Annotated in this window: 22 protein-coding genes; 15 read left to right on the top strand and 7 right to left on the bottom strand. The window is 64.4% G+C overall.

The features are described from left to right. The first annotated feature begins 55 nt into the window (after positions 1 to 55). On the top strand, positions 56 to 2,023 hold the full coding sequence (locus C7440_RS14115) for a SurA N-terminal domain-containing protein (protein WP_116519004.1): 1,968 nt from the start codon (positions 56 to 58) through the stop codon (positions 2,021 to 2,023). A gap of 7 nt (positions 2,024 to 2,030) precedes the next feature. On the opposite strand, the gene C7440_RS14110 is transcribed toward C7440_RS14115, so the two are convergent. Then, positions 2,031 to 2,669, bottom strand: a complete 639-nt coding sequence (locus tag C7440_RS14110; RefSeq protein ID WP_116519003.1) for an arylesterase — start codon at positions 2,667 to 2,669, stop codon at positions 2,031 to 2,033. On the opposite strand from C7440_RS14110, the gene C7440_RS14105 reads away from it, so the two are divergent. The 3 genes from C7440_RS14105 to C7440_RS14095 all read left to right on the top strand — a co-directional run bounded on the left by C7440_RS14105 (position 2,668) and on the right by C7440_RS14095 (position 5,326). Continuing rightward, complete coding sequence (locus C7440_RS14105) at positions 2,668 to 3,360, top strand: ABC transporter ATP-binding protein (protein ID WP_026067715.1); 693 nt, start codon at positions 2,668 to 2,670, stop codon at positions 3,358 to 3,360. The two genes, C7440_RS14110 and C7440_RS14105, sit on opposite strands and share 2 nt — an antisense overlap. A 106-nt stretch (positions 3,361 to 3,466) precedes the next feature. Next, positions 3,467 to 4,363 carry a DMT family transporter gene (locus tag C7440_RS14100; protein WP_017523359.1) on the top strand — a complete coding sequence of 299 codons (897 nt, stop codon included), beginning with the start codon at positions 3,467 to 3,469 and terminating at the stop codon, positions 4,361 to 4,363. A 120-nt stretch (positions 4,364 to 4,483) separates the two neighbouring features. Then, on the top strand, positions 4,484 to 5,326 hold the full coding sequence (locus C7440_RS14095) for a peptidoglycan DD-metalloendopeptidase family protein (protein WP_017523360.1): 843 nt from the start codon (positions 4,484 to 4,486) through the stop codon (positions 5,324 to 5,326). A 117-nt stretch (positions 5,327 to 5,443) separates the two neighbouring features. Here C7440_RS14095 and C7440_RS14090 read toward each other — a convergent pair whose 3' ends face one another. The 4 genes from C7440_RS14090 to C7440_RS14075 all read right to left on the bottom strand — a co-directional run bounded on the left by C7440_RS14090 (position 5,444) and on the right by C7440_RS14075 (position 9,002). Next, positions 5,444 to 7,720, bottom strand: coding sequence for a RelA/SpoT family protein (locus C7440_RS14090; RefSeq protein ID WP_026067717.1), 2,277 nt, complete (start codon positions 7,718 to 7,720; stop codon positions 5,444 to 5,446). Positions 7,721 to 7,737: 17 nt separating this feature from the next. Next, positions 7,738 to 7,944 (bottom strand): DNA-directed RNA polymerase subunit omega, encoded by a 207-nt coding sequence (gene rpoZ, locus C7440_RS14085; protein WP_017523362.1) that lies wholly within the window; start codon positions 7,942 to 7,944, stop codon positions 7,738 to 7,740. Positions 7,945 to 7,976: 32 nt separating this feature from the next. Continuing rightward, positions 7,977 to 8,612 carry a guanylate kinase gene (gene gmk, locus C7440_RS14080; RefSeq protein ID WP_017523363.1) on the bottom strand — a complete coding sequence of 212 codons (636 nt, stop codon included), beginning with the start codon at positions 8,610 to 8,612 and terminating at the stop codon, positions 7,977 to 7,979. A gap of 69 nt (positions 8,613 to 8,681) precedes the next feature. Further along, positions 8,682 to 9,002 (bottom strand): hypothetical protein, encoded by a 321-nt coding sequence (locus tag C7440_RS14075; protein WP_017523364.1) that lies wholly within the window; start codon positions 9,000 to 9,002, stop codon positions 8,682 to 8,684. A gap of 167 nt (positions 9,003 to 9,169) precedes the next feature. Between C7440_RS14075 and xth the strand changes: the two genes are divergently transcribed. The 11 genes from xth (at position 9,170) to C7440_RS14020 (ending at position 22,834) form a co-directional block, all read left to right on the top strand. Further along, a complete protein-coding gene (xth, locus tag C7440_RS14070) occupies positions 9,170 to 9,955 on the top strand; it encodes an exodeoxyribonuclease III (protein ID WP_017523365.1) in 786 nt (261 codons plus the stop codon). After that, positions 9,952 to 10,719, top strand: a complete 768-nt coding sequence (locus tag C7440_RS14065; RefSeq protein WP_017523366.1) for a class I SAM-dependent methyltransferase — start codon at positions 9,952 to 9,954, stop codon at positions 10,717 to 10,719. Before xth ends, C7440_RS14065 begins: the two co-directional genes overlap by 4 nt. A gap of 197 nt (positions 10,720 to 10,916) precedes the next feature. Further along, complete coding sequence (locus tag C7440_RS14060) at positions 10,917 to 11,948, top strand: ABC transporter substrate-binding protein (protein ID WP_243410921.1); 1,032 nt, start codon at positions 10,917 to 10,919, stop codon at positions 11,946 to 11,948. A gap of 13 nt (positions 11,949 to 11,961) precedes the next feature. Beyond that, on the top strand, positions 11,962 to 12,852 hold the full coding sequence (locus tag C7440_RS14055; protein ID WP_116519002.1) for an ABC transporter permease: 891 nt from the start codon (positions 11,962 to 11,964) through the stop codon (positions 12,850 to 12,852). 43 nt (positions 12,853 to 12,895) lie between these two features. Then, a complete protein-coding gene (locus C7440_RS14050) occupies positions 12,896 to 13,690 on the top strand; it encodes an ABC transporter ATP-binding protein (protein ID WP_116519001.1) in 795 nt (264 codons plus the stop codon). A gap of 223 nt (positions 13,691 to 13,913) precedes the next feature. Continuing rightward, on the top strand, positions 13,914 to 15,194 hold the full coding sequence (locus tag C7440_RS14045) for an efflux RND transporter periplasmic adaptor subunit (protein ID WP_017523370.1): 1,281 nt from the start codon (positions 13,914 to 13,916) through the stop codon (positions 15,192 to 15,194). Between the two features lie 77 nt (positions 15,195 to 15,271). After that, positions 15,272 to 18,469, top strand: a complete 3,198-nt coding sequence (locus C7440_RS14040; RefSeq protein ID WP_017523371.1) for an efflux RND transporter permease subunit — start codon at positions 15,272 to 15,274, stop codon at positions 18,467 to 18,469. After that, on the top strand, positions 18,466 to 19,953 hold the full coding sequence (locus tag C7440_RS14035; RefSeq protein WP_051019215.1) for an efflux transporter outer membrane subunit: 1,488 nt from the start codon (positions 18,466 to 18,468) through the stop codon (positions 19,951 to 19,953). Before C7440_RS14040 ends, C7440_RS14035 begins: the two co-directional genes overlap by 4 nt. Next, positions 19,950 to 20,678 (top strand): pyridoxine 5'-phosphate synthase, encoded by a 729-nt coding sequence (pdxJ, locus tag C7440_RS14030; protein ID WP_017523373.1) that lies wholly within the window; start codon positions 19,950 to 19,952, stop codon positions 20,676 to 20,678. The genes C7440_RS14035 and pdxJ overlap by 4 nt, the downstream gene beginning before the upstream one ends. Positions 20,679 to 20,831: 153 nt before the next feature. Next, positions 20,832 to 21,407: a nitroreductase family protein gene (locus C7440_RS14025; RefSeq protein WP_017523374.1), complete on the top strand. Its 576-nt coding sequence runs from the start codon at positions 20,832 to 20,834 to the stop codon at positions 21,405 to 21,407. A 44-nt stretch (positions 21,408 to 21,451) separates the two neighbouring features. Then, complete coding sequence (locus tag C7440_RS14020; RefSeq protein WP_017523375.1) at positions 21,452 to 22,834, top strand: dihydrolipoyl dehydrogenase; 1,383 nt, start codon at positions 21,452 to 21,454, stop codon at positions 22,832 to 22,834. Positions 22,835 to 22,850: 16 nt separating this feature from the next. Here the strand turns inward: C7440_RS14020 and C7440_RS14015 are convergent, their stop codons facing one another. Next, the gene (locus tag C7440_RS14015; RefSeq protein WP_017523376.1) at positions 22,851 to 23,582 is read right to left on the bottom strand and encodes an SCO family protein; all 732 of its coding nucleotides are present in this window, start codon (positions 23,580 to 23,582) and stop codon (positions 22,851 to 22,853) included. A 123-nt stretch (positions 23,583 to 23,705) separates the two neighbouring features. Continuing rightward, complete coding sequence (locus C7440_RS14010; RefSeq protein WP_116519000.1) at positions 23,706 to 25,772, bottom strand: M3 family metallopeptidase; 2,067 nt, start codon at positions 25,770 to 25,772, stop codon at positions 23,706 to 23,708. Between the last annotated feature and the right edge of the window lies 1 nt (position 25,773).

Genomic DNA, 25,773 nt, shown 5'->3' with positions numbered 1-25,773 from the left:
ATATAAATAAGCTGGGGCGCCACGGGCGCCGACAGCAAGGTGCGCGAGTCCGTCCATGTTCGATTTTATCCGTACACATCAGCGCTTGATGCAATTCGTGCTGCTGATCCTGATCCTGCCGTCGTTCGCCCTGATCGGCGTCAGCGGGTACACCAACTATGTTTCAGGCGACCACGACCTGGTCGAGGTCGGCGACTCGGCGATCACGCGGCAAGAGTTCGACGAAGCGCGCCGCAACCAGCTGCAACGCATGCAAAGCAGTGCGGGCGGGGCATTCGACCCGGCCGTTCTCGATACGCCGGAAGCGCGCTCGGCCTTGCTCCAGTCCCTGATCGAACGGCGGCTGATCATCGACGAAGCTACGCAAGAGCGCTTCAGCGTTTCCGACGCCGTGCTGCGCGAGGCCATCGCCTCCATTCCCGAGCTTCAGGAAGACGGCCGCTTTTCGCCCCAGCGCTACAACGAAGTGCTGGCCGCCATGGGGGTAAGCAGCCGCGATTTCGAACAGGGGCAGCGCGCCGAGCTGGCCTTGCAGCGGGTACTGGGCCCGGTGGGCGCCACGGCCGGCGTGCCCGCCTCGGTAACGCAAGAGGTCGAGCAGGCCCTGACCGCGCAGCGCACCGTCCGCCTGCGCGCCTTTGAGGCGGCCAACTACACCAAGCAGATCCAGATTTCCGACGCGGACGTAAAAGCCTGGTACGACGCCAACCAGCAGCATCTGCAGGTGCCCGAGTACGTGTCGGCCGACTACCTGCTGCTCGACGAGGCCGCAGCCATGCAGGGCCTGCCTGAAATCACCGAGTCCGAAATGCGCGCCTACTACGAGCAGAACAAGTCGCGCTACGTCATGCCCGCCCGCGTGCAGGTCAGTCATATTTTCATCGAGGCACCCGAAAACGCCCCCGCGGCGCAGCGCGACGAGGCTCGCGGCAAGGCCGAGGCCATTGCCCAGCGTGTCGCGGCCGATCCTTCCCAGTTTGCCGAAGTCGCCAAGACCGAGTCCCAGGACGCCGGCACCGCCAACTCGGGCGGCAAGCTTGGATGGATCACCAAGGGTTCCTGGCCCGCCGCACTTGAAGAGGCTGTATTCGCCTTGAAGAAGGGCGAGGTTTCGGGTGCCGTCCAGGGGCCCGACGGATACCACGTCTTCCTGGCCGAAGATGTCCAGGTCGAAGCGGGCGAGACCTTCGAGCAGGCCAAGGCCAAAGTCCAGGCCGAGATCCGCCGCCAGCTTGCCGCCGATCGCTACGCCGAGATGGCCACCCGCCTGACCGACCTGGTGTACGACGATCAGACCAGCCTGCAGCCCGCCGCCCAGGCGCTGGGCCTGCAAGTGCGCAAGGCCGACGGCATCGCCAGCGACCGCCTGCTGGGCGCTGCCGACATCAAGGGTGACAATGCCGCCGCCCAAAGCGACGACGCCCAGGTCCTGGATGATCCGCGTGTGCGCCGCGCCCTGTTTTCCAGCCAGACCTACACCGAAAAGCACAACTCCGGCGTAATCGAAATCTCGCCGGGCGTCATGGTCGTCGTGCGCGTGAACGAGATCACCCCAGCACACGTGCTGCCGCTTGAAAAGGCCGATGCATTCATCCGTGAGCGCCTGCAGGCCGAACGCTCGCGCGACGCCGCCCGCAAGGCGGGCGAAGAAGTGCTGGCCGAGCTCAAGGGCAAGGCGGGCAACGAGGTGCCCGAGGGCTTTGGTTCGGCGCAGGTCGTCAGCCGTGTCAATCCCCAAGAGGTGGGCAAGCCCGTGCTCGATGCCGCCTTTGGCGCCGATACTCAAAGCTTGCCCGCCTATGTGGGCGTCGAGGGCGCCCAGGGTTACGTGCTTGTGCGGGTCGAAGGTGCCCAGGCCGGCAAGGCCGACCCGGTGCTGCAGGCGTCTTTGGCGGCCCAGATCGGGCAGGCCGTGGGCATGGCTGAACAGGCCGCCGTGCTCAATGCCATGCGTGAAGCCGCCAACGTCCGCATGCTGCCCGAAAGCGATAAGGCCCTGCAGCCTGAAGAACAGCAGGGCTGATTTAATTTCAGCCCGCCACCATCGGCCCCAACACCGCCCAGACGTTATCGGCGATAAGGGACTGCGCCTCTTCGTTGGGGTGCATGCCGTCGTCCTGGAACAGCGTCCTGTCCAACGCAACGCCCTCCAGCAAAAAGGGCACGAAGCCCGTTTCGTGCTCTTTGGCCAGGTCGACGAAAAGCGTCCGGAACTGCTCTGAATACGGCCGCCCGTAATTGGGCGGGATCTGCATGCCCGCCAGCACCACACGGGCGCCCGCGTCTTTGGCCAGGGCTATCATGCGGGCCAGGTTGCCGCGCGTCATGTCCAGCGGCAGGCCGCGCAGCGCGTCGTTGCTGCCCAGCTCGATGACCACGATGGCGGGTCTGTAGCGTTCAAGCGCCGCCGGCATGCGGCTGAGCCCCCCGCTGGTGGTGTCTCCGCTTATACTCGCGTTGCGCATTGTGTAGTCGGCCGCTTCCTGCTGAAGCCGTTGCTGGATGATCCGCACCCATCCCGAGTCTCTTCGGATGCCGTATTCAGCCGACAGGCTGTCGCCTATCACCAGGATGTTATGGTTTGAAGGTTGCGGGTTTTCAGCCCGGGCGCCACCGAGCCAGCCCAGAAGCAACAGGCTTGCGATCAACAATTTCCAGCGGGTATGCATGAGTCAGGTCCATTCGATAGAAGTAAGAAATCTTGGCAGGCAAGTGGCCGATTCATCCGGCACGATCGACATTCTTGCCGACATCAGTTTCGACGTGGCAAAGGGCGAGGCTGTCGCCATTACCGGAAGCTCGGGTTCGGGCAAGTCGACCTTGCTTGGATTGATGGCGGGCCTGGATGTTCCCACCAGGGGCCAGGTAAGGCTGCTGGGCCAAGACCTATTTTCGCTGGATGAAGAGGGGCGGGCCGCTCTGCGCGCCGCCCACGTGGGCTTCGTGTTCCAGTCGTTTCAGTTGCTGCCCCATCTTACAGCACTCGAAAACGTCATGCTGCCGCTCGAGCTTGCCGGCAAGCCGGCCTTGCGCGCGGCAAGCGAGGCTCTTGAGCGCGTTGGGCTGGATTCGCGCCTGCATCATTATCCGCGCACGCTTTCAGGCGGAGAACAGCAGCGTGTTTCGCTGGCGCGCGCCTTCGTCGTCGAGCCCAGCCTGCTGTTCGCTGACGAGCCTACCGGCAGCCTCGACCAGCACAATGGCGCGCTTATCATCGAGCTGATGTTCTCGCTGCTTTCCGAGCGGCAGGCCACGCTGGTCATGGTTACGCATGACCCCGAGCTGGCGGGCCGCTGCCAGCGGCAATTGCGCTTGCATGGGGGCAGGCTGCAGGGCCAGGCCGTACCTGGCCCATACTAGCTGTACCTGCCGTGCCCAGGCCATGCCTGGGCCGCTGCCGGCCCAGGCTCGCGGGCCAGCGGGCCGGACGTGTTACCTTAGCGCTTGTCGTTTGCGCAGGACGCCCATGAAGCTGCTTCTCATTGCATTGTTCTTGTATATCTGGTCCACCGGTTTCATCGTGGGAAAGGCCATCGTGCCTTATGCCGACCCCACGCTTTTCCTCTTCATACGCGTCTGTATCGCGGCGGTGCTGTTCACCGGCATCGCCTTGTATTCCAAGGCCCGGTGGCCGCCCTGGCGCGAAGTGCCCAAGCACCTGCTGGCGGGGGTTCTGCTACAGGGGCTGTACCTGTCGGGCTGCTATTGGGCCATCGGCGGCGGCCTGCCGCCGGCGGTGATGGCTCTTATCGGTTCGCTGCAGCCTTTGCTGACCGCCGTGCTGGCCATTCCCATACTCAAAGAGATTCCCACCGCCAAGATCTGGGTGGGCCTGATGCTGGGCCTGGCCGGCGTGTTTCTGGTCATCCAGCCGGCCCTGGGCACGTCGGCGGGCGCCGCGGGCTTTACCCCCGGCATCCTGGCCATCGCCTTCATGGCCATACTGTCGATTACCTTGGGCACCTTGCTGCAGAAGACGTCGATCGCGGCGGTGGACATCCGGGTGTCGGCCGTGCTGCAGAATATCGGCACAATGATGTTCACCGGATTTTTCGTCTGGGTGCTTGGCGAAGACCGCTGGGTGTGGTCGCCCACCTTGTGGGCCTCGTTGTTGTGGGCGGCTTTCGTCATGACCGGCATAGGCACGATGATCCTGGTGTGGATAATACGCAGCGGCCAGGCCACCAGGGCGGCGTCACTGATGTTTCTGGCTCCTCCGCTGGCCGGCATCCAGGCGTATCTGCTGTTCGGCGACCGCTTGCAGCCTATTCAGCTGCTGGGCTTTGCGGTGGCGCTTGTCGGCGTGCTGGCCTGCAATGTGCAGAGGCCGTTCGCGCGCTTCCAGCGCCGCCGTGCGGCGTGAAGTCGCGTGCGGCACGTGTGGTCCGCACCCGAGCCGCGGGCGGCGCTCGAGTACCGTTGGCAAACCAGGGAAATCAAAAGGGGTAAAGGCATGTTTTGTTTTGGCAGGCCGGTAACGGAGATGATTACGCGCGCGGGGGTGGCGGCCCTGTGCCTTTTGATGGCGGGCGCGGTGCATGCCCAGGGCTACGTTGCCCGCACGTTGGGCAAACCCGTTCCGGGCGGCGTGGCGGTGGTGGCGCTGGGGGAATCGCAGCTTGCGCCCACGGTCCGGTACGAGGGCAAGCCGGTTCTTGTGATGCGCGACAGTGACCAGCAGTGGGTTGCCCTGGCGGGCATCGACCTGAAGACCTCTCCGGGCACGAAATCGCTGAAAGTGAGCGTGGACGGGCAGGCGCGCACCGTGCCTTTCGAAGTGCGGGCCAAGCGCTACAAAGAGCAGCACATCAAGCTGAAGAACCAGAGCTACGTCAATCCGGACCCTGCGCAGCAGGCCCGTTTCGAACGCGAGTACAAGGCGCAGATCGCGGCATACGGGCAGTTTCGTCCCGACCTGCCCAGCAATGTCATGCTGGACCGTCCCGTGGACGGCGGCAGGCTTTCCAGCCCCTTCGGCCTGCGGCGTTTTTTCAACGGCGAAGAGCGCAATGCGCATTCGGGACTCGATTTCGCCGTGCCCAAGGGCACGCCCGTGAAGGCGCCAGCCGACGGCGTGGTCACCATCGTTGACGACTACTTTTTCAATGGCAAGACCATCTTCCTGGACCATGGCCAGGGGCTGGTCACCATGTACTGCCATCTTTCAGCCGCCGAGGTTCAAGTGGGGCAAACGGTGCAACGGGGCCAGGTGATCGGCAAAGTGGGCTCCACCGGCCGGGCCACCGGGCCGCATCTGCATTGGAATGTAAGCCTGAACGGCAACCGGGTCGACCCGGCGATTTTCATCGGCGCGTTCGAGCCCTGATTTCCTTGAAAGAGTCGCGTGCCGCGCGGTTTTTTCTGAACGCTTTCAGTGACCGACCCAGGGGCGTGAACCGCCAGGCGGGCGCTGTGCCGGGCTGCGTGGGGCGAGCTAGCCCTGCTAGCCCTTGATACGGACGATTTTTTGCACCTGGGGCACGTGGCGGATGGCGCGTATGACCTGGGCCAGGTGCTTGCGGCCATCGACCTGGACGGTGACGTGCAGCATGGTGGTGGACGAGGCGTCGTCCTCGTGCATGGTGAGATGCAGGATATTGGAGTCGGCGTCGCTGATTTCGGCTGCAAGCCGCCCCAGCACGCCTTTTTCATTGATGACGGTGACGTCCAGCCGGGTGGACAGGTGGCGCGCGGTGTTGCTGTCCCAGGCTACGGGTATCCAGCGTTCGGGTTCGCGGGCGCGCTGGCGCTGGGCGACTGCGCATTCTGCCATGTGCACCACCAGGCCGTGGCCCAGCCGGATGCCGCCGATGATGGCGTCGCCAGGCAGGGGGCCGCAACACGGGGCAAGCTGAACCGCCTGGCCTTCGTTGCCCTGTATGAGGATAGGCGCGCTGGTGGTGGCGGTAAGCTCGTCGACCGCCGCGGCGGTAGTGGCCAGAATGGCGTTTTCAGGTGCGAAGCGGCGTGCCACCACGGCCGCCAGGCGTTTGCCCAGGCCGATGTCGGCGAGTATTTCTTCGCGTGAACTGGCGCCCGAGCCCTTGGCGAGCTTTTCCCATTCGGGGTCGTCGGCCGCGGGGTGGGGCAGATTGAGCTGGTCGAAGGCCTGGTTGAGCAGGCGCTGGCCGAAAGCCACCGACTCTTCGTATTTGACCGTGCGCAGGTAATGGCGGATTTCGGAGCGGGCGCGGCCGGTGCGCACGTAATTGAGCCACTGAGCGCTGGGCCGCGACGAGGGAGAGGTGACGATCTCGACCGAATCGCCGCTACGCAGTTCGGTGCGCAGGGGCGAGTATTCGCCGTTGATCTTGGAGGCGATGGCGTGGTTGCCGATGTCGGTGTGGATGGCGTAGGCGAAATCGACGGGCGTTGCGCCCCGCGGCAGGGAAAGAATCTTGCCCTGCGGCGTGAATACATAGACCGCGTCAGGAAACAGGTCGACCTTGATGTGCTCGAGAAACTCGCCCGAATCGCCGGTTTGGCTCTGGATGTCGAGCAGCGACTGCAGCCACTGGTGGGTGCGCTTCTGCAGGTCGTTGAGCGTGGTGTCGTCGTCTTTGTAAAGCCAGTGCGAGGCGACGCCTTCTTCGGCCACGTGGTCCATGTCGCGCGTGCGGAACTGGAACTCGACGGGGGTGCCGTAGGGGCCGACCAGGGTGGTGTGCAGCGACTGGTAGCCATTGAGCTTGGGGATGGCGATGTAGTCTTTGAACTTGCCCGGCACCGGCCGGTACATCTGGTGCAGCGTGCCCAGCGCCAGATAGCATTCGGGCAGGGTATGGACAACGACCCGGAAACCGTAGATGTCGAGCACGTCGGAGAACGACTTTTTCTGCTCGATCATCTTGGTGTAGATGCTGTAGAGCGATTTTTCGCGCCCGGTGACCTCGGCTTCGATGCCGGCGGCCGGCAGCGCCACCTTGACCGCCTCGGTGATCTTGCCCAGCACTTCGCGCCGATTGCCGCGGGCGGCCAGCAGCGCCTTGTGCAGCGTCTGATAGCGATTGGGGTGGATGGCCTGGAAGCAGAGGTCTTGCAGTTCGCGAAACAACGAGTTCAGGCCGAGGCGGTGGGCGATGGGCGAATAGATGTCCAGCGTTTCGCGGGCGATGCGCCGGCGCTTCTCGGGGCCGATCGCGCCCAGGGTGCGCATATTGTGCAACCGGTCGGCCAGCTTGATGAGTATGACCCGCACGTCGCGCGCCATGGCCAGGAGCATCTTGCGAAAGCTCTCGGCCTGCTGCTCGGCCTTGGTGGCGAACTCGAGGCGGTCGAGCTTGGACAGGCCGTCGACGATTTCGGCCACGTCGGGGCCGAAGCGCTCGGCGAGTTCCGACTTGGGAACGTCCTGGTCTTCGATGACGTCGTGCAGCAGGGCCGCCATGAGGGAATCGGCGTCGAGCTTCCAGCCCGCGCAGATTTCGGTAACGGCAATGGGGTGCGAAATATAGGGTTCGCCACTGGCGCGGAATTGCCCCAGGTGGGCCTGGTCCGAAAAGCGGTAGGCCTCTTTGACGCGCTCGACATCTTTGGGGTCGAGGTACTGGCTGATGATCTTGGTAAGGGGCGCCAGCGACGCAATGGTGTTGGGCGTGGCTTCAGCGGCGTTTGGAAGGGCGGGCTGGCTTTTGGCCTTGCGGCGCTTGCGTAGGCGCGGGCCTTTTTTGAATACCGCCAAAAGCCCGGAGGACGCACCGCGAAGAGTCGAAAACGCCATACACCCGCCTGAAGGATTTAGGTCGGAACCTTGCGCAGCATTTCCAGACCTGTAAGGCCAGCGGCTACCTCGCGCAGGGCGATGACCGTAGGTTTGTCTTTGTCGGGATCGAGGCGGGCTTCGTGGCCTTGCGCCAGTTCGCGGGCGCGATAGGTAGCCGCCAGGGTGAGATCGAAGCGGTTGTCGATTTTTTCGAGGCAGTCTTCGACGGTGATGCGAGCCATATGGGTGGGGTCCTGTGGAAGATGAACGAGGGTCAGTTGGGTGTCTTGCTGATGCCCAGCTGGCTGAAAAGATCGGCGTTGCGGGCGGCCTGCGTGGCATAGCGCAAGCGGGTTGCCGAAACAATTTGCGCCAATTGTGCCAGCGCTACGCTAAATTCTTGATTAATAATAACATATTGGCATTCGGACGCATGCGACATTTCGCTGCCCGCCGCCAGCAACCGCTTGGCGATCACGTGCGGGGCATCTTGGCCGCGGCCGCGCAGGCGCGATTCAAGCGCCTCGATCGATGGCGGCAAAATAAAGATGCCTATGGCTTCGGGGAAATGGCGGCGTATCTGCCGCGCGCCCTGCCAGTCGATTTCGAGCAGGACGTCGCGACCTTGTTCGATGCACGATTGTATTCCGTCGCGCGGCGTACCGTAGAAATTGCCGTGCACTTCAGCCCATTCGAGCAGGCCGTCGTTGTCGCGCAGGGCCATGAATTGCTCTACGGTAACGAAGCGGTAGTGTTCGTCGGGCTTTTCGCCGCTGCGCGGCTCGCGGGTGGTGCACGAGATGGACAGGGTGACGTCGCTGTCTTGTTCCAGCAGTGCATTGACGAGGCTGGATTTTCCGGCCCCGCTGGGGGCCACCACCATGAAGATGTTGCCGGTATAAAGCGACATGACGACTCGAAAGATCAGTGAAGGCGAAAAGGTTAGCAGATAGGGGCGGGTGGGTTCAACGAGACAGTGTCAGTGTTGAACCGGGTCCTGGCCCAATTCTTCGAGCGTGGCCGCATAGGCCAGGTCGTCGCCGCACAGAAACACGGCCGTGTCGCCGATGTTCATGTTGAAGGCCAGGTCTTCGACCTGCTGGCGGGCTTCTTCGGCTGCCGCGACGGCCGTGACGTGCACGTCGCCGTCCTCGAACCGGCTGGCGGGCACGAAATCGGCCACGCGCTCGAGATCGGCGGCGCTGATCACCACATAGGCGCGACAGCTCAGTTCTTCGATGGTGACGTCGAGCAGGACGCCCTGGTCCAGGGTCTGGATGATGTGGCTGAAGGCTTTCATGGTAGTGTTGCCGAACGCGGCCGCTGCGCGCAGCGGCCAAAAGCGTGATGTTAGCAGGTAGCCGATTGGCCCGCAGCGGCCAAGCCATGATACGCTCCTGCGCTTTCACGGTAATACGGCCCTCTTCGCGTTTGCGGGGGTGTCCGTCCTTTTCGTCGAGTAGCCTCATGAAACTTGCCACCTGGAACGTCAATTCCCTGAAAGTGCGCCTGCCGCAAGTGCTGGACTGGCTGCGGGAAAACCCCGTCGATGCCCTGTGCCTGCAAGAGCTCAAGCTGGCACAAGAGATGTTTCCGCTCGATGCATTCACCGAGATCGGCTATCAGGCTTGCTGGGCGGGGCAAAAGACCTACAACGGCGTGGCGGTGATTTCCAGGCAGGCCGGCGCCGACGAGCAGTGCAATATTCCGGGCTTCGACGACCATCAGCAGCGCATCATCGCCGCCACGCTTCCCAGCCCCATTGGCGATATCCGGGTCATCAGCGCCTACTGCCCCAATGGGCAGTCGCTGGACAGCGACAAATACGCCTACAAGCTCGAGTGGTTCGCCGCGCTGCGCAACTGGCTGGCCGACGAGCTGCAGCGCTATCCGCGCCTGGCGGTGCTGGGCGACTACAACGTGGCGCCCAAGGACGAAGACGTGCACGACCCGGCCAAGTGGGAAGGCGACGTCCTGGTGTCCGATGCCGAGCGCGCCGCCTTCCAGGCCCTGCTCGACCTGGGGCTCATTGACTCGTTCCGCGAATTCGAGCAAGAGGAAAAGTCGTTCAGCTGGTGGGACTACAGGCGTTTCGCCTTCAGGCGCAATGCGGGCCTGCGCATCGACCATGTGCTGATCTCCGAAGCGCTGCGGCCCTATTGCACGGGGTGCATCATAGACAAGCAGCCGCGCCGCAACGAGCAGCCTTCCGACCACACTCCGGTTGTGGCTTCCTTCGATTTTTCGGTATGACGTCATACGACGACGCCTGGTCGGACGAAGAACCGACCATGTCCGAGGCGAGTGGCATACGCTATCTGCATTTCGGCACCGAGTGGGTGCAGGGCGCCATGCGGGTACGCAGGCCGGCCGAGCTGGTGCTGGCCTATACCCAGCAGATGATGGCCTGGCTGCTGTTCGTCGCGCCGCAGAAAAGCCACTCGGTGGGCATACTGGGCCTGGGCGCCGGCTCGCTGCTGCGATTCACGCTCAAGCATACGCCGGCCAGTGTCGAGACGGCCGAGTGGAATCCCGCCGTTACCGCCATGTGCCGGGCCTTCTTCCGCCTGCCGTCCAACGACCGCTCGTACATCGATCACGTGGACGCGGCCCTGTGGCTTGAAAAACCCCACAACATTGGCCGCTACGTCGCGCTGATGGTCGACCTGTACGACGCGCAGGCGCAAGGGCCGGTGCGCGAGTCCCTAGAGTTCTATCAGGGCTGCCATCGCGCGCTGTCGCCCGAAGGCGGTGTCATGACGGTCAACCTGTTCGGCAACCACGAGAGCTTTCCGCGCAATCTGGCCAATATTCGGGCGGCATTCGAGGGCCCGGTGCTGGAGCTGCCTGAAATCGACGCGGGCAACCGGGTGGTCCTGGCGTTTCGGGGGCCGGTGCTGGAGGCCACCACCGGCCAGTTGCTCGACCGGGCGGCGGCGGTCGAGCAAGTCTGCGGCCTGCCTGCCACGCGGTGGGCCAGGCATTTGCTGGAACAGCTGCGCCAGGGCGGGGCCTAGAGCCTGTCGGCGCCAACAGGGCAGTCGCGAGGGTGGCCGGCCGTCAAGGCCCGTGTCCCCGTCCCGCCGCCGCAATGGCCCAAGACCGGCTTGCATCCGCATGGCGTAGGGGGCGCGGGCTGTTGTACAGTTGCATTGAGACGAGCGCTCTCACTATTTTTCGTCTTCGACAATGAACATCAATCAGGGGTTTTTCAATGAAATGGACGTTGCCGGCCAAGAAGGCTTTGAATGCATTGGACGCCGGGTGGGCGCACACGGCGGCTTTTGCGCGAGGCGTGCTTGCACCCGCGCTGGGCGCGGCGGCGTTGTGCCTGGCTGCGACGGCGGCCGCGCATGCACAATCGGTGGCGGTCACCAGCATCGTCGAGCATCCGGCGCTTGACGCCATCAAGGACGGAGTCAAGGATGCCTTGGCCGAAGCAGGCTACACCGAAGAAAAGGGTTTGGAATGGCAGTTCCAGACGGCGCAGGGAAACACCGCCATTGCCACCCAGATTGCACGCAAGTTCGTCGGCGACAAGCCGGACGTCATCGTCGGCATCGCGACACCTTCCGCCCAGGCCGTGGTGGCGGCCACCAAGACCATCCCCGTGGTGTACTCGGCAGTGACCGATCCGGTCGCGGCGCAGCTCGTGCCTTCACTCGAGGCTTCGGGCACCAACGTCACCGGCGTGTCCGACCAGCTCGAGCTGGCGCGCCAGGTCGAGCTCATCAAGCGGCTGGTGCCCGATGCCCGCAAGGTGGGCATGGTCTACAACCCAGGCGAAGCCAACTCGGCTTCCGTCGTTGAAGCATTGCGCCAACTGTTGCCCACCATGGGCATGTCGCTGGTCGAGGCCAGTGCCCCGCGCACCGTCGACGTCGGCGCTGCCGCGCGCAGCCTGGTGGGCAAGGTGGACGTCATCTACACCAATACCGACAACAATGTGGTGTCGGCCTACGAGTCGCTGGCCAAGGTGGGCAACGATGCGAAGATGCCCCTGGTCGCGTCCGACACCGCCAGCGTGGCGCGCGGAGCCGTCGCCGCCCTGGGGCTGGACTACTACGAGATGGGCCGCCAGACGGGCCGCATGGTGATCCGCATTCTCAAGGGCGAAAAGCCCGGCGACATCCCCTCCGAGACCAGCGACAAGCTTGCGCTGCACTTGAACGCCGCCGCGGCGCGCAAGCAGGGAGTCACCCTGACAAGCGAACTGCGGCAATCCGCAGCCCAGGTCATCGAATAGAAAGAGGCCTCCCATGTCCTGGTATGCCCTCTGGGGAGCGCTCGAAATAGGCCTCATCTACGGCCTGGTGGCTCTGGGGGTGTTGATTTCGTTTCGCATACTGCGCTTTCCGGACCTGACCGTGGATGGCAGTTTCCCGCTGGGGGCAGCGGTGGCCGCGACACTCATCGTGTCGGGCTGGGAGCCGTTTTCGGCCACCCTGGCGGCAACGCTGGCCGGAGCGCTGGCGGGCGCCGTCACCGGCTGGCTCAACGTCCGGCTCAAGATCATGGACCTGCTGGCCAGCATCCTGATGATGATCGCGCTTTATTCGATCAACCTGCGCATCATGGGCCGGCCCAACGTACCGCTCATCACCGAGCCCACCGTGTTCACCTTGTTCATGAACGAATCGGTGCCCGACCACATCCTCCGGCCACTGCTTATTCTGGTGGTGGTGGCCGCGGTCAAGTTCGCGCTTGACTGGTACCTGGGCACGCAGGCGGGCCTGGCGCTGCGCGCTACCGGTTCCAACCCCCGCATGGCCCGTGCCCAGGGGGTGGCGACCGGCGCCATGGTGCTGGCGGGCCTGGCCCTGTCCAACGCGCTGTGCGCGCTGGGCGGCGCTTTGTTCGCGCAGTCGCAGGGCGTGTCGGACATCTCGATGGGCATAGGCACCATCGTGATAGGGCTGGCGGCGGTCATCGTGGGCGAAAGCCTGTTCAGTTCGCGCCGGCTGGTCATCATGACGGCGGCGGCCATCCTCGGGGCGGTGCTTTACCGCGTGTTCGTGGCCCTGGCGCTCAACGCCGACTTCATCGGCCTGCAGGCACAAGACCTGAACCTGATCACCGCCGTTCTGGTAACCATCTTCCTCGTCGTGCCGCTGCTGCGCCAGCGGCTGCGCGGGCGCAGACGGAACTGAGGGCGGGCCCGAGGCTCCCTCGCAACGGCCCAAGGAGGCAACGATGCTCAAGGCGCACGACCTGCACATTACCTTCAATGCGGGTTCCCCCATCGAAACCCGGGCCCTGCGCGGCCTGTCGCTCGAGATACCGACCGGCCAGTTCGTCACGGTCATCGGCTCGAACGGCGCCGGCAAGTCCACCTTGCTCAACGCCATATCGGGCGAAGCCGGGCTCGATCGCGGCTCCATCGTCATCGACGGCACCGAGGTAGGGCCCATGCCCGTCTGGGATCGCGCGGGCATGGTGGCGCGTGTCTTTCAGGACCCTCTGCTGGGCACCTGCGAAGACCTGACCATCGAAGAGAACCTGGCGCTGGCCCGCGGCCGCGGCGGCCGCCGCGGCCTGGGCCGGGCCATAGGGCGCGGCATGCGCGACGAGTTCCGCAATCGCCTGGCCATACTCGGCCTGGGGCTCGAGAACCGGCTGCAAGACCGCATAGGCCTGCTTTCGGGAGGGCAGCGCCAGGCGGTCAGTCTGTTGATGGCGGCCTTGCGGCCTTCGCGCATTCTGCTGCTCGATGAGCACACCGCCGCGCTCGATCCGCGAACCGCGGCGTTCGTCCTGGAGATCACCCGGCGCATCGTCGCCGAACGCAAGCTGACCACCCTCATGGTGACCCACAGCATGCGCCAGGCGCTCGATATCGGCGACCGCACGGTCATGCTCCACCAGGGCCAGGTGGTGCTTGACGTCTCGGGCGAAGAGCGCAGGCAGATGGACGTGCCGCATCTGCTCGACATGTTCGAGCGTGTACGCGGGGAAGCCGTATCCGACGACGCACTGCTGCTGGGTTAGGCCGCCGCCCGGCAACCTTGCAAGCCGACCCCGGGGTGTGCGAGTTCATGTCAGGAAGATGACTGTTCGGGCCCGAAACGTACAGATGTGTGCCAGTAAAGGACTGAAATAGTTTTGTTCACGAAATAAGGCTCACTTTCGTTTTATACTCACCGTTTACCAAAAATTACACTGCCGGCGCGGCGCGTTGCCGCCTGGCGCCGTTTCCTCCCAGGAGCCGTTAATGCGCATTTCTCGTCTGCCCGGCGGGCAGCTAGCCCGAATCGTCCTTCTTTCATCGCTGGCTCTGCTTGCAGCTTGCGGCGAAGAACCCCAGGGGCAGCAGGGCGGCATGAAGGTGCCGGTCAGTGTCGTCACGGTCGAGCCCGCGCGCACCGAGATCACCACTGAACTGCCCGGGCGCGTCGATGCCATCAAGTACGCCCAGATCCGGGCCCGGGTAACGGGTATTGTGGAAGAGATCAATTTCGTCCAGGGCAGCGATGTCAAGCAGGGCGACCTGCTGTTTACCATCGATCCCGCGCCCTATGCGGCCACGCGTGCGCAGGCCGAGGCCCAGCTCAAGCAGGCCCAGGCCGATGCCCAGGCGGCCCGCACCCTGGCCAAGCGCTACTCAAGGCTTATTGAAGCCAATGCGGTCAGCCGCCAAGAGTACGACAATGCCACGGCTGCCGCCGCTCAGGCCGAGGCGGCCATTGCGGCGGGCAAGGCGGCGCTGAAGTCGGCCGACATCAACCTGGGTTACACCAAGGTCACCTCGCCTATCGACGGGCGCATCGGCCAGGCCATGGTCACCGAAGGCGCACTGGTCAGCGGTACCAATGCCACGCAGATGGCCACCGTCCAGCAGCTCGACCGGGTTTATGTCGACGTTACCCGTCCCACGTCCGAACTGGCGCAGATGCGCAAGGCGCTGGCCGACGGCACGCTCGTGCGGGCTGGCGAGGACGCGGCCAGGGCCACGGCCGTGCTCGAAGACGGCTCCACCTACGAACACGCCGGAAAGCTTCTTTTCTCGGGCGTGTCGGTCGACCCCACCACCGGCCAGGTCGTGATGCGCGCCGAGTTTCCCAACCCCGATGAAATCCTTCTGCCGGGCATGTTCGTGCGCGTGCGCGTTTCGCAAGGTATCGACGAGAAGGCGCTGCTTGTGCCCCAGCAGGCGCTGCAGCGCACGGCCGACGGCCAGGGCGCGCTGATGCTGGTCAAAGACGGCAAGGTGCAGGCCACGCCGGTTACCACCGGCGCGGCCATCGATGGCAAATGGCTCGTCACGTCGGGCTTGTCGGCCGGCGATGTTGTCGTGGTCGAGGGCTTCCAGAAGATTCGCCCGGGCGCGCCGGTCCAGCCCATTCCCTGGGCACCCAACCAGAAGGGCGCCCAGGCCGGCCAGCAGGGTCAACCCGGGCAGGCCGCGGGCCAGGAAGGGCAGGCGGCAGGCCAGGCCGGCGAGGGCGCTGAGGGTCAGCAGGGCGCCGGGCAGGCGCCAGCCTCCGGCTCATGAGCCCCGGAACGAGCGCAAGAACTGTCTCTGCGGGCCGCAGCCGGCTCGCGACATCCATGCTTTTATAGTGAGCACACATGCCACAGTTTTTCATTGAAAGACCGATTTTCGCCTGGGTGGTGGCGCTGGCCATCACCCTGGCGGGCCTGCTGGCCATACCCAATATGCCGGTATCGCAGTATCCCGAAGTCGCCCCGCCTTCGATCACCATCAATGCGACCTATCCCGGCGCCTCGGCCAAAGACGTGGCCCAGTCGGTTTCCAGCCTTATCGAGAACGAGCTCAACGGAGCCAAGGGCCTGCTGTACTACGAGTCGATCAGCGACTCATACGGCCGCGCCGAAATCACGGCCACCTTTGCACCGGGCACCGATCCCGACATGGCACAGGTCGACGTGCAGAACCGGATTTCCAACATCAGTGCCAGTCTTCCGGCCGCGGTAATGCAGCAGGGCCTGAAGGTCGAACAATCCAACCCGAACTTCCTGATGGTGGTCAGCATGTCGTCGACAGACGGCACCATGGACCAGACCGCCCTGGCCGACTACATTACGCGCAATGTGCAAAACACGATTGCGCGGGTGCCCGGGGTGGGTAAGTTCCAGCTGTTCGCGGCACCCCGCGCCATGCGCGTGTGGGTAGACCCCGACAAGCTCACGGGCTTCAACCTGAGCATGGCCCAGGTCAATGCGGCGATCGCCAATCAGAACGCGCTGATTTCGGCCGGCATCCTTGGGTCGCCGCCCAATCCGGAAGACCAGCGCGTTTCGGCTCCCATTCTGCTGAACGGCGAGCTGTCCACCGTCGAAGAATTCGAAAACATCGTCCTGCGTTCCAACGTCGATGGTTCAGCGGTGCGCATCAAGGACGTCGCGCGTGTAGAGGTCGGCTCCGATTCATACCAGTTCGGCGCCTGGCTCAATGGCCAGCCCACGGCGGCCTTCGCCATCTCGCTTACCCCCAGCGCCAACGCGCTGACCACGGCCGAGGGCATCAAGGCCAAGATGGAAGAACTGTCGCAGTTCTTCCCCGAGAACGTCACGTATTCGATCCCCTACGACACCACCCCCTACGTGGAAATCTCGATCGAGCAGGTGCTGCATACCCTGGTGGAAGCCATGGTGCTGGTGTTCATCGTGATGTTCATCTTCCTGCAGAACGTGCGCTATACCTTGATCCCCGCGCTGGTGGTGCCCATTGCCATCCTGGGCGCGTTCAGCGTAATGCTGGCCCTGGGGTTCTCCATCAACGTGCTGACCATGTTCGCCATGGTGCTGGCCATCGGCATATTGGTGGACGACGCCATCGTGGTGGTCGAGAACGTGGAACGCATCATGGTCGAAGACGGCCTGTCGCCCAAAGAAGCCACCAAGAAGGCCATGCCGCAGATCAGCGGCGCGGTGGTGGGCATGACGCTGGTGCTGGCCACGGTGTTCTTCCCCCTGGCCTTCATGTCGGGCTCGGTGGGGGTCATTTATCGGCAGTTCTCGGTGGCAATGGCGGTATCCATCCTGTTCTCGGGCTTTCTGGCGCTTACCTTCACGCCGGCGCTGTGCTCCACCATACTCAAGCCCATACCCAAGGGACACCATGAAGAAAAACGCGGCTTCTTCGGCTGGTTCAACCGGAAGTTCGACCGGGTAACCCGGCGCTACGAGGGCTGGGTCGGAAAAAGCCTCAGGCGCACCGGCCGCATCATGTTTATCTACGTGCTGCTGGCGGTGGCGATGGGCTTCCTGTACTTCCGTATGCCCACCTCCTTCCTGCCTCAGGAAGACCAGGGCTATGCCATTGTCAACATCGAGCTGCCCGCTGGCTCTACGGCCAACCGTACGCAAGAAACCATACGCAAGGTCGAAGAGTACTTCTTCAAGCAGCCCCAGACCCAGAACATCATCTCGGTGCAGGGCTTCAGCTTCAACGGCAGCGGCCTGAACGCGGCCATCGCCTTCGTACCGTTCAAAGACTTTTCCGAGCGCAAGGGCCCCGAGAACTCGGCCCAGGCGGTTGCCGACCGGGCCAATCAGAACCTGCTGTTCGGGCTGCCCGACTCGATGGTGTTCGCCATTGTGCCGCCGGCCATTTCGTCGCTGGGCAATGCGGCCGGCTTCGACCTGCGCCTGCAAGACCGGGGCGGGCTGGGCCACGACGCCTTGCAGGCCGCAACGCAGCAGCTGCTGCAGATGGCCATGCAGAACCCCAAGCTTGCAGACACCCGGATCACCGGCCTCGGACCGGGCCCGCAGCTTAGCGTCACCATCGATCGCCAGAAGGCGGCGGCCCTGGGCGTCGACTTCTCCGAGGCATCCGCGCTTATCGGCACGGCCATCGGTTCATCCTACGTGGGCAAGTTCCCCAACATGGGATGGATGCAGAACGTCTGGGTCCAGGCCGACCAGCAGCATCGCATGTCGCCGGACGACCTCATGAAGCTTTCGGCGCGCAACGCCAACGGCGAAGCCGTGCCTCTGTCTTCGTTCGTAACGGCGTCATGGACGCAGGGCCCCGTCCAGGTCGTGCGCTACAACAGCTATGAATCCATACGCATCGGCGGATCGGCCGCGCCAGGCTACTCCACCGGCGAAGCCATGGCCGAAATGGAAGCCATGGTCGCCCAGCTGCCCAACGGCTTCGGCTACGAATGGACCGGGCTTTCGTATCAAGAGAAGCAGGCCGGCGCGCAATCGGTGATTCTGCTTTCCCTGGCCATGCTGGTGGTGTTCATGGTGCTGGCGGCACTGTATGAAAGCTGGGCTATTCCGCTTTCGGTCATGCTGATGGTGCCGCTGGGCATGCTGGGCGCCGTGGGGCTGATATCGGCCCTGGGCATGCCCAACGACGTGTACTTCCAGGTGGGCATGGTGACGGTGATCGGACTGGCGGCCAAAAACGCCATTCTCATCGTCGAGTTCGCCAAGGACAGCTATGCCATGGGGGGCAACATCATCGATTCCACGGTCGAGGCCGCGCGCCTGCGCTTCCGGCCCATTCTGATGACGTCCTTCGCCTTCATCATGGGTGTGATTCCGCTGGCGATTGCCACGGGAGCGGGCTCGGCCAGCCAGAACGCGGTGGGCCTGGGTGTATTGGGCGGCATGCTTGCCGCAACGCCGCTGGCCATGATCTTCGTGCCGACTTTCTTCGTGGTCGTGCTGCGCTTCTTCAAGACCAAGCCCAAGCTTACCAATGCGCACATGGCGCCCCTGACGTCCGTGCATCACAACATTGATGACAACCAATCGGAGCCCGGTTCCAAGAACGGGGATCAAGCATGAGTCGACGCGTTTTCCGTATTACCGCTTTACCGACGCTGACCGCGCTGATGCTGGCCGGGTGCTCGCTGGCGCCCAAGTACGAGCGCCCTGAGGCGCCGGTTCCGGCGCAGTACCCCTCGTACGGCCAGGCCGCCCAGCCGGGGCAGCAGGCCGTGGCCGCATCGGCCGACCTGGGCTGGCGCGAGTTCTTCCGTGATCCGCAATTGCAGGCGCTGATCGAGATCGCACTGCAGAACAACCGCGACATGCGCATCGCCGTCGAGCGCGTGCAAGAAGCCAGGGCCCAGTACGGCATCCAGCAAAGCGAGCGCTTTCCTACCTTTGGCGTGGGCGGGCAGGCCACTGTCACACGCACCCCCGAAGAGCTGCGCATGGGCGCCGACGCGCCCAGCGTCAGCCGAACCTACCAGGCGGGCCTAGGCATAACCGCTTTCGAGCTCGATTTCTTCGGCCGCATCCGCAATCTCACCGAGGCTGCCTATCAGCAATACCTTTCTACCGAAGAAGCCCGCCGTACGGTGCACATCACCCTGGTGGCCCAGGTGGCCGAGTCTTATTTCACCCTGCGCGCGGCCGAGCAGCAGCTCGATCTCGCCCAGAAAACGCTGGCTTCGCGCCAGGGTTCCTACGACATCGTCAAACGGCGTTTCGATGCCGGGGTGGCCGGTGCGCTCGACCTCAACCAGGCGCAAGGGCAGCTCGACAGCATACGCGCCGACATCGCCGAGCTGACCCGCCTCGAGGCCCAGGCGCAGAACGCCATGCTGCTTTTGCTTGGGCAGCAGCCGCCCGCCGACCTGCCCAAGGCAGAGGTGTTCGGCAAAGACCAGCTGCTGGCGTCCATACCGGTGGGGCTGCCGTCCGACCTGCTTGCCCGCAGGCCCGACATCATCGGCGCCGAGCACGCGCTCATGGGCGCCAACGCCAACATAGGCGCCGCTCGGGCCGCTTTCTTCCCCAACATCTCCATCACCGGCCTGCTGGGCTTCGCCAGCCCGCAGCTGGGCGGGCTGTTCAGTTCGGGCAACCGCTACTGGACTTACTCGCCCCAACTGACCATTCCGCTTTTTTCGGGCGGGGTCAGCGGCAATCTCGACCTGGCCGAGGCGCGCAAGAACATAGCGGTGGCCCAGTACGAAAAGACGATACAGGTGGCGTTCCGCGAAGTGGCCGACACATTGGCGGGCGAAGCCACCTTCGCCGGCCAGCTCGACGCACTGCGTTCGCTCGAAGATTCCACCGCGGCCTCCCTCAATATTGCGAAGCTGCGCTACGAAGAGGGCATCGACAGCTTCCTGCAGGTGCAGACGGCCGAGATCAACCTGTATACGGCCCAGCGGCAGTTCCTGCAGACGGGGCTCAGCTCCTTGCTGAACCGCGTCGAGCTCTACAAAGCATTGGGCGGGGGCTGGATCGAGCGCACCGGCGTGGCGGCCGACGTCGCGGCCACACCCACCGTGGGGGCGTCGGAGGCGGCGCAATGATAGAGCTGGGCGTCAACATCGATCATGTGGCGACACTGCGCCAGCAGCGCCTTACCGCCTATCCCGATCCGGTGCGCGCCGCCGTGCTCGCCGAAGAGGCGGGGGCCGACCTTATCACTTTGCATCTGCGCGAAGACCGGCGCCACATCCAGGACGCCGACGTCGCCGCCATACGCGCCAAGCTGCGCACCCGCATGAACCTTGAGTGCGCCGTCACGGCCGAAATGCTCGAACTGGCGTGCAAGGCCAGGCCGCAAGATGTCTGCCTGGTACCCGAAAAGCGCGAAGAGCTCACCACCGAAGGCGGGCTCGACGTCGCGGGCCGCTTCGACAGCGTGCGCGATGCGGTGAACCGGCTGCACGACGCGGGCATCCGCGTTTCGCTGTTCATCGATCCGGATGCCCGCCAGATCGAGGCGGCCAGCCGCAGCGGCGCCACCGTCATCGAGCTGCACACCGGCGCCTACGCTGATGCGGCCGGGCCCGATGCACAGGCGGAACTCGAGCGCGTGCGTACCGGCGTGGTAGAGGGCATACGCCACGGCCTGCGGGTCAATGCCGGTCATGGGCTGCATTATGAGAACGTCGCGGCCATCGCCGCGCTGCCCGGAATTGCAGAACTGAACATCGGTCATGCCATAATTGCTCGTGCCGTATTTGACGGCCTCGAAAAAGCCGTGCGCGACATGAAGGCCCTGATGGTCGCCGCGGCGGCTCCAGCCTGACCAAGACCCGTCAAATGCCTGTCCCGGCCGGGTAAAAGCGCTTCCCCTTGGGGCAGGGCTTCTTCGCGGCCGGAAATCCCGGCCTGCAGGGCTGCGGTTCTTTCATATGTCCGGGGGCGACTGGTCGCCAGGACGGTTTTATAAGGAATGGTGATGTCTGTTGCGCCCATCGACTATCTGTTCAACCGCCGTTCGGTCAAGCATGTCCAGGCACCCGGACCCAGCGACGAGCACCTTGCCCAGATCCTCAGGGCGGCCATGTCGGCGCCCGACCACGGCCGCTTGCGCCCCTGGCGCTTTACATTGATACGCGGCCAGGCGGTGCAGCAGCTGGGCGAGCTGGCCATCGGCTCCATCAAGCGCGCCGGCCTGCCGCTTACAACCCAGAAAGAAGCCTCGACCCGTGATTGGCTGCAGAAGGTGCCCTTGCTGGTGGCCCTGGCTTGCCGCATGGACACGAGCAACACCAAGATTCCCGAAGACGAGCGCATGCTGGCCACCGGCGCAGCCGTCACCAATATGCTCAATGCGGCCCACATGCTGGGCTATGGGGCCTACTGGAGCACCGGCCTGGGCACCTATGTCGAAGAAGTGACCGAGGCGCTGGGCTACGATGCGCTCGAGTATCGGTTCATGGGCTATCTGGCCATTGGCACGCCTATTGCTCCCTCCGAGGCTCCAGAGCGTCCGGATTATCGCGACTTCGTCACCGAATGGACCGGTAAGTAAGCAGAACGAGCGACCGGGTCCGGTATTTTCGCCAAGGAGCCCTCATGAACACCCTGGAAACCGATGTAGCCATCGTCGGCGCGGGCACGGCAGGCATGACCGCCTACCGCGCCGTCAAGTCCGCCGGCCGCAGGGCCATTCTTATTGAAGGCGGCCCCTACGGCACCATGTGCGCGCGAGTGGGCTGCATGCCTTCCAAATTGCTGATCGCCGCCGCCGATGCGGCCCACGCCGTACAGCATTCGGCGCCTTTCGGCGTGCGTATCGACGGAAAGGTCGGCATCGATGGGCGCCAGGTTATGGACAGGCTCAAGCGCGAGCGCGACCGCTTCGTCGGTTTCGTGCTGGAAAAGATCAATGCCATGCCCGCCGAAGACAAGCTGCGCGGCCATGCGCATTTCCTGTCGGACACCCAACTTCAGGTCGGCGACAATCTGCGGGTCAGGGCGGCCAGCACGGTGGTCGCCACGGGTTCGGCGCCATTCGTGCCCAGTATGTACAAGTCGCTGGGCGACCGCCTGGTGGTGAACGACGATGTATTTTCGTGGGACGACCTGCCGCGCAGGGTGCTGGTAGTGGGCACGGGGCCCATCGGGCTCGAACTGGGGCAGGCGCTGGCGCGGCTGGGTGTGCAGGTCCATGTTCTGGGGCGCAGCGGCGGCCTGGGCGGCATTACCGACCCGGTGGTAAGGGCCAGCGCGCTGGGCGCTTTCCAGGCGGAATTCGACCTTAGGCTCAACACCGAGGTACTCGAGGCGGTGCGCAAGGGCGACGAGGTCCATGTCCGCTTCGCCTCGAAAGAGGGCGAAGAAACCACGGCGTGCTACGACTATGTGCTGATGGCGGCGGGCAGGCTGCCCGAGCTCGAAGGTTTGCAGCTGGGCAATACTTCGGCGAAGCTGGACGACAAGGGCATGCCCCGGCTAGATGTTGCAACGCTGCAGGTGGAAGGCACGCCTATTTTCCTGGCAGGTGACGTCAATGGTGTGACACCGCTGCAGCATGAAGCGGCCAATGACGGCCGCCTCGCCGGCGCGAATGCGGCCCGCTTTCCAGACGTACAGCCCCGCAAGCCGCGGGCGCCGCTGTCCATCGTCTTTACCGATCCGCAAATTGCGCACGCAGGCGTCTTTTTCCGTGATCTGCCCAAGGGGGCCGTCATCGGCAAGGTCGATTTCGAAAACCAGGGGCGTTCGCGCATCAAGCTTCGGAATCGGGGCAAGCTGCGGGTGTATGCGCAGGCGGACAGCGGCCGGTTCCTGGGCGCCGAGATGGTGGGGCCCGCGGCCGAGCACATCGGGCATCTGCTGGCCTGGGCGGTGCAGGCAGAACTGACGGTGGGGCAGATGCTCGAGATGCCGTTTTATCATCCGGTCATCGAGGAAGGGGTCCGCACGGCCCTGCGGGATGCGGCCAGGCAGGTTTAGGGCCTGTTGACAGGCCCTAGCCCAGCAGCTCGCGCACGCTGGCGGTAAGCGTGTCGATCGATTCAGAGTCAGAGGCCAGGAAGCGCGCACGGCCCTTCTGGTCGAAGATGTAGATGCCGCGTCCATGCGTCACTTCATAGTTCTTGGGGTCGCTGCCCGAAGGCTTCTCGATCTGATAGGCCACCCGGTAGCGGCGCGCCACGTCGGCGATCTGTCTTTCATTGCCCGTCAGCCCTATGGCGTGGTCGTTGAATGCACTGACATACGACTGCAGCACGTCGGGCGTATCGCGGTGCGGGTCGACGCTGATGAACACGATCTGTACCTGATCGGCCTGTTTGCCCAGATTGTTCACCACCTGCGAAAGCTGGGCCATGGTGGTGGGGCAGATGTCGGGGCAGCTGGCGTAGCCGAAGAACAGCAGCACCACCTTGCCTTCGAATGCATCCTGCGTCACCGTTTTGCCCTGAGCGCCTTCGAGCGAGAAGCGCAGATCGGGCAGGAAGCCGCGTATGCGGCGGATGAAGGTATCGGCGTTCGGTTGGGACGCATCGGATGCAAGCCCCGCGGCTTCGTTCTTTCCGGCGGCCGGGGCATCGGCCGCGCCGCTTTCCGTTACCGACGAACTGGCCAGAATCGCCGTGGCGGCCTTCAGCGACGCGGCGGGCGAGGCCAGGGCGGGAGCGAGGGAAAGTGCGGCGGCGCAGGCGCAAAGCGCGAACGCCGCGGGGAGGGAGACTCGGGACATTCTGTGAAACCTATGGATAAGCTGCCATCTATGCGTCGATTATAGGCCGAGGGCTTCAATAACTACCTGCCGCGCGCGCGAAAAAAGGCTTCCGCCATCGCCTTGCCGTCGCGTGCGGGCCGGTTAAGCAGGCTCGGTCGTGATGCCGCTGTGGCGCAGCAGGGCGTCCAGCGAGGGGTCGCGGCCGCGGAAGGCGCGGAAGGATTCCGCCGCGGGGCGCGCGCCCCCCACCGCCAGGATCTCGTCGCGAAAGCGCCTGCCGGTGCCGGCGTCGAGCGTATTGCGCTCGGGGCCGGCCTGTGCTGCTTCTTCAAAGGCTGCATAGGCGTCGGCCGACAGCACTTCGGCCCACTTGTAGCTGTAGTAGCCCGCGCCGTAGCCGCCCGCGAAGAGATGCGAGAAGTTATGCGGGAAGCGGTGCCATTCGGGGGGAAAGACCACAGCCACTTCGCGCCGGATGTCGTCGAGCGTTTGCAGTACCTGCGCGATGGACAGCCCGGCGGCCTGGTTGTGGATGGCCATGTCGAACAACGAAAACTCGATCTGGCGCACCATCTGCATGCCGCTCTGGAAGTTGCGCGCGGCCAGCAGCTTGTCGTACAGGGCGCGGGGCAGGGGCTGGCCGCTTTCCACATGGGCGGACAGCGACTGGACCACCGGCCATTCCCAGCAGAAGTTCTCCATGAACTGCGAGGGCAGCTCGATGGCGTCCCATTCGACGCTGGCAAAGGCCGAGGCGCCCGGATCGTCTACCTGCGACAGCAGGGCGTGCAGGGCATGGCCGCTTTCGTGGAAGAGGGTGATGACGTCATCGTGCGTCAGCAGAGCGGGCTTGCCGTTCTGGGGCGGGGTGAAATTGCATGTGAGGTAGACGACGGGACGCTGCAGGTGGGCGCCGACACGGCGGCGGTTGCGTTCGCTGTCGACCCAGGCGCCGCCCTGCTTGCCCTGGCGGGCGTAGAGGTCGACCAGCAAATGGCCCACCACGCCGTCATCGGGCGATACGACTTCAAACGCCTTGACGTCGGGGTGCCAGGCCTGCACCGCGCAGGGCCGCATGCTGACGCCGAAAAGCGTTTCGGCGACCTGGAAGAGGCCCTGCAGCACGCGCGGTTCGGTGAAATACTGCTTGACCTCGTCTTCGGAGTAGTCGTAGCGCGATTCACGCAGCCTTTCGGCGTAGAAGGGCAGGTCCCAGGGCTGCAACTGCGCCATGCCGTATTCTTTCTGCGCGAATTCGCGCAGCTGGGCCAGGTCGCGCTGGGCATGGGGCCGGGCCTTGGTGGCCAGGCCGCGCAGGAAGTCCAGTACTTCGTCGGCCGTGCGGGCCATGCGGGTCTGCAGGCGCAGGGCGGCGAAATCGGCGTAGCCCAGCAGCTTGGCCTCGCGGGCACGCAAGGCGAGCAACTGCTCGATGAGCGGAGAGTTGTCCAGGGCGGCCTCACCCTGTTCGGATGCCAGCGTGCCATAGGCCCGATACAAGGTCTCGCGCAGGGCGCGGTCACGTGCGTACTGCATCACCGGCAGATAGCAGGGCATCTTCAGGTTCAGCATCCAGCCTTGCAGTCCGGCTTCCTGGGCGCGCGCGGCTGCCGCCATGCGCACGTCTTCGGGCAGGCCGTCGAGGCGTGCGCCGTCTTCCAGGTGCAGGCTCCACTTGTCCATGGCGTCGAGCACGTTCTCGGAAAAACGCTGCGAAGCCTGGGCCTGCTGCTCGGAGATGCGGGCATATTCTTCGCGCGCCTCGCCTTCGAGTTCGACGCCGCCAAGGCGGAAGTCGCGCAGCGCAAGTTCAACGATGCGCCGCCGAACGGCGGGCCAGCCTGCGAAGCCGGAGGTTTGGCCCAGCCTTCGGTACTGGGCGTAAAGGCCTTTGTGCAGGCCGATCCAGGTGGAAAATTCGGTGACCTTGGGCAGGCACTGGTTGTAGGCTTCGCGAAGTGCCGGCGTGTCGACCACCGCGTTCAGGTGGCCGGCCACCGACCAGGCGCGCCACAGCGGCTCGGTGTCGTTGTCCAGCGGATCGACAATGGCCTCCCAGGTGGCAGGCAGGGCCGGATCGGCCGCGCGTTCGACCGCCGCGCGGGCCTTGTCGATAAGGGCGGTAATGGCAGGCTCGATGTGTACGGGCTGGACGGCGGCGTAGTCGACCAGGTCGTCGATGGGTACTAAAAGCGGGTTGTGCGTCATG

The organism is Pusillimonas noertemannii (genome assembly GCF_003096595.1).
Taxonomy (GTDB): Bacteria; Pseudomonadota; Gammaproteobacteria; order Burkholderiales; family Burkholderiaceae_B; genus Pusillimonas; species Pusillimonas noertemannii.
This window is presented reverse-complemented; position numbering and strand designations above follow the sequence as displayed.

Excerpts from the sequence above, each read along its gene's own strand:
- C7440_RS14015 (WP_017523376.1), bottom strand. The coding sequence starts at position 23,582 with ATGTCCCGAGTCTCCCTCCCCGCGGCGTTCGCGCTTTGCGCCTGCGCC.
- C7440_RS14075 (WP_017523364.1), bottom strand. The coding sequence starts at position 9,002 with ATGAAAGCCTTCAGCCACATCATCCAGACCCTGGACCAGGGCGTCCTG.
- C7440_RS14050 (WP_116519001.1), top strand. The coding sequence starts at position 12,896 with ATGCTCAAGGCGCACGACCTGCACATTACCTTCAATGCGGGTTCCCCC.
- C7440_RS14040 (WP_017523371.1), top strand. The coding sequence starts at position 15,272 with ATGCCACAGTTTTTCATTGAAAGACCGATTTTCGCCTGGGTGGTGGCG.
- C7440_RS14065 (WP_017523366.1), top strand. The coding sequence starts at position 9,952 with ATGACGTCATACGACGACGCCTGGTCGGACGAAGAACCGACCATGTCC.
- C7440_RS14100 (WP_017523359.1), top strand. The coding sequence starts at position 3,467 with ATGAAGCTGCTTCTCATTGCATTGTTCTTGTATATCTGGTCCACCGGT.
- C7440_RS14010 (WP_116519000.1), bottom strand. The coding sequence starts at position 25,772 with ATGACGCACAACCCGCTTTTAGTACCCATCGACGACCTGGTCGACTAC.
- C7440_RS14055 (WP_116519002.1), top strand. The coding sequence starts at position 11,962 with ATGTCCTGGTATGCCCTCTGGGGAGCGCTCGAAATAGGCCTCATCTAC.
- C7440_RS14115 (WP_116519004.1), top strand. The coding sequence starts at position 56 with ATGTTCGATTTTATCCGTACACATCAGCGCTTGATGCAATTCGTGCTG.
- rpoZ (WP_017523362.1), bottom strand. The coding sequence starts at position 7,944 with ATGGCTCGCATCACCGTCGAAGACTGCCTCGAAAAAATCGACAACCGC.
- C7440_RS14020 (WP_017523375.1), top strand. The coding sequence starts at position 21,452 with ATGAACACCCTGGAAACCGATGTAGCCATCGTCGGCGCGGGCACGGCA.
- gmk (WP_017523363.1), bottom strand. The coding sequence starts at position 8,612 with ATGTCGCTTTATACCGGCAACATCTTCATGGTGGTGGCCCCCAGCGGG.
- C7440_RS14045 (WP_017523370.1), top strand. The coding sequence starts at position 13,914 with ATGCGCATTTCTCGTCTGCCCGGCGGGCAGCTAGCCCGAATCGTCCTT.
- xth (WP_017523365.1), top strand. The coding sequence starts at position 9,170 with ATGAAACTTGCCACCTGGAACGTCAATTCCCTGAAAGTGCGCCTGCCG.
- C7440_RS14090 (WP_026067717.1), bottom strand. The coding sequence starts at position 7,720 with ATGGCGTTTTCGACTCTTCGCGGTGCGTCCTCCGGGCTTTTGGCGGTA.
- C7440_RS14095 (WP_017523360.1), top strand. The coding sequence starts at position 4,484 with ATGATTACGCGCGCGGGGGTGGCGGCCCTGTGCCTTTTGATGGCGGGC.
- C7440_RS14105 (WP_026067715.1), top strand. The coding sequence starts at position 2,668 with ATGAGTCAGGTCCATTCGATAGAAGTAAGAAATCTTGGCAGGCAAGTG.
- C7440_RS14025 (WP_017523374.1), top strand. The coding sequence starts at position 20,832 with ATGTCTGTTGCGCCCATCGACTATCTGTTCAACCGCCGTTCGGTCAAG.
- C7440_RS14110 (WP_116519003.1), bottom strand. The coding sequence starts at position 2,669 with ATGCATACCCGCTGGAAATTGTTGATCGCAAGCCTGTTGCTTCTGGGC.
- pdxJ (WP_017523373.1), top strand. The coding sequence starts at position 19,950 with ATGATAGAGCTGGGCGTCAACATCGATCATGTGGCGACACTGCGCCAG.
- C7440_RS14035 (WP_051019215.1), top strand. The coding sequence starts at position 18,466 with ATGAGTCGACGCGTTTTCCGTATTACCGCTTTACCGACGCTGACCGCG.
- C7440_RS14060 (WP_243410921.1), top strand. The coding sequence starts at position 10,917 with ATGAAATGGACGTTGCCGGCCAAGAAGGCTTTGAATGCATTGGACGCC.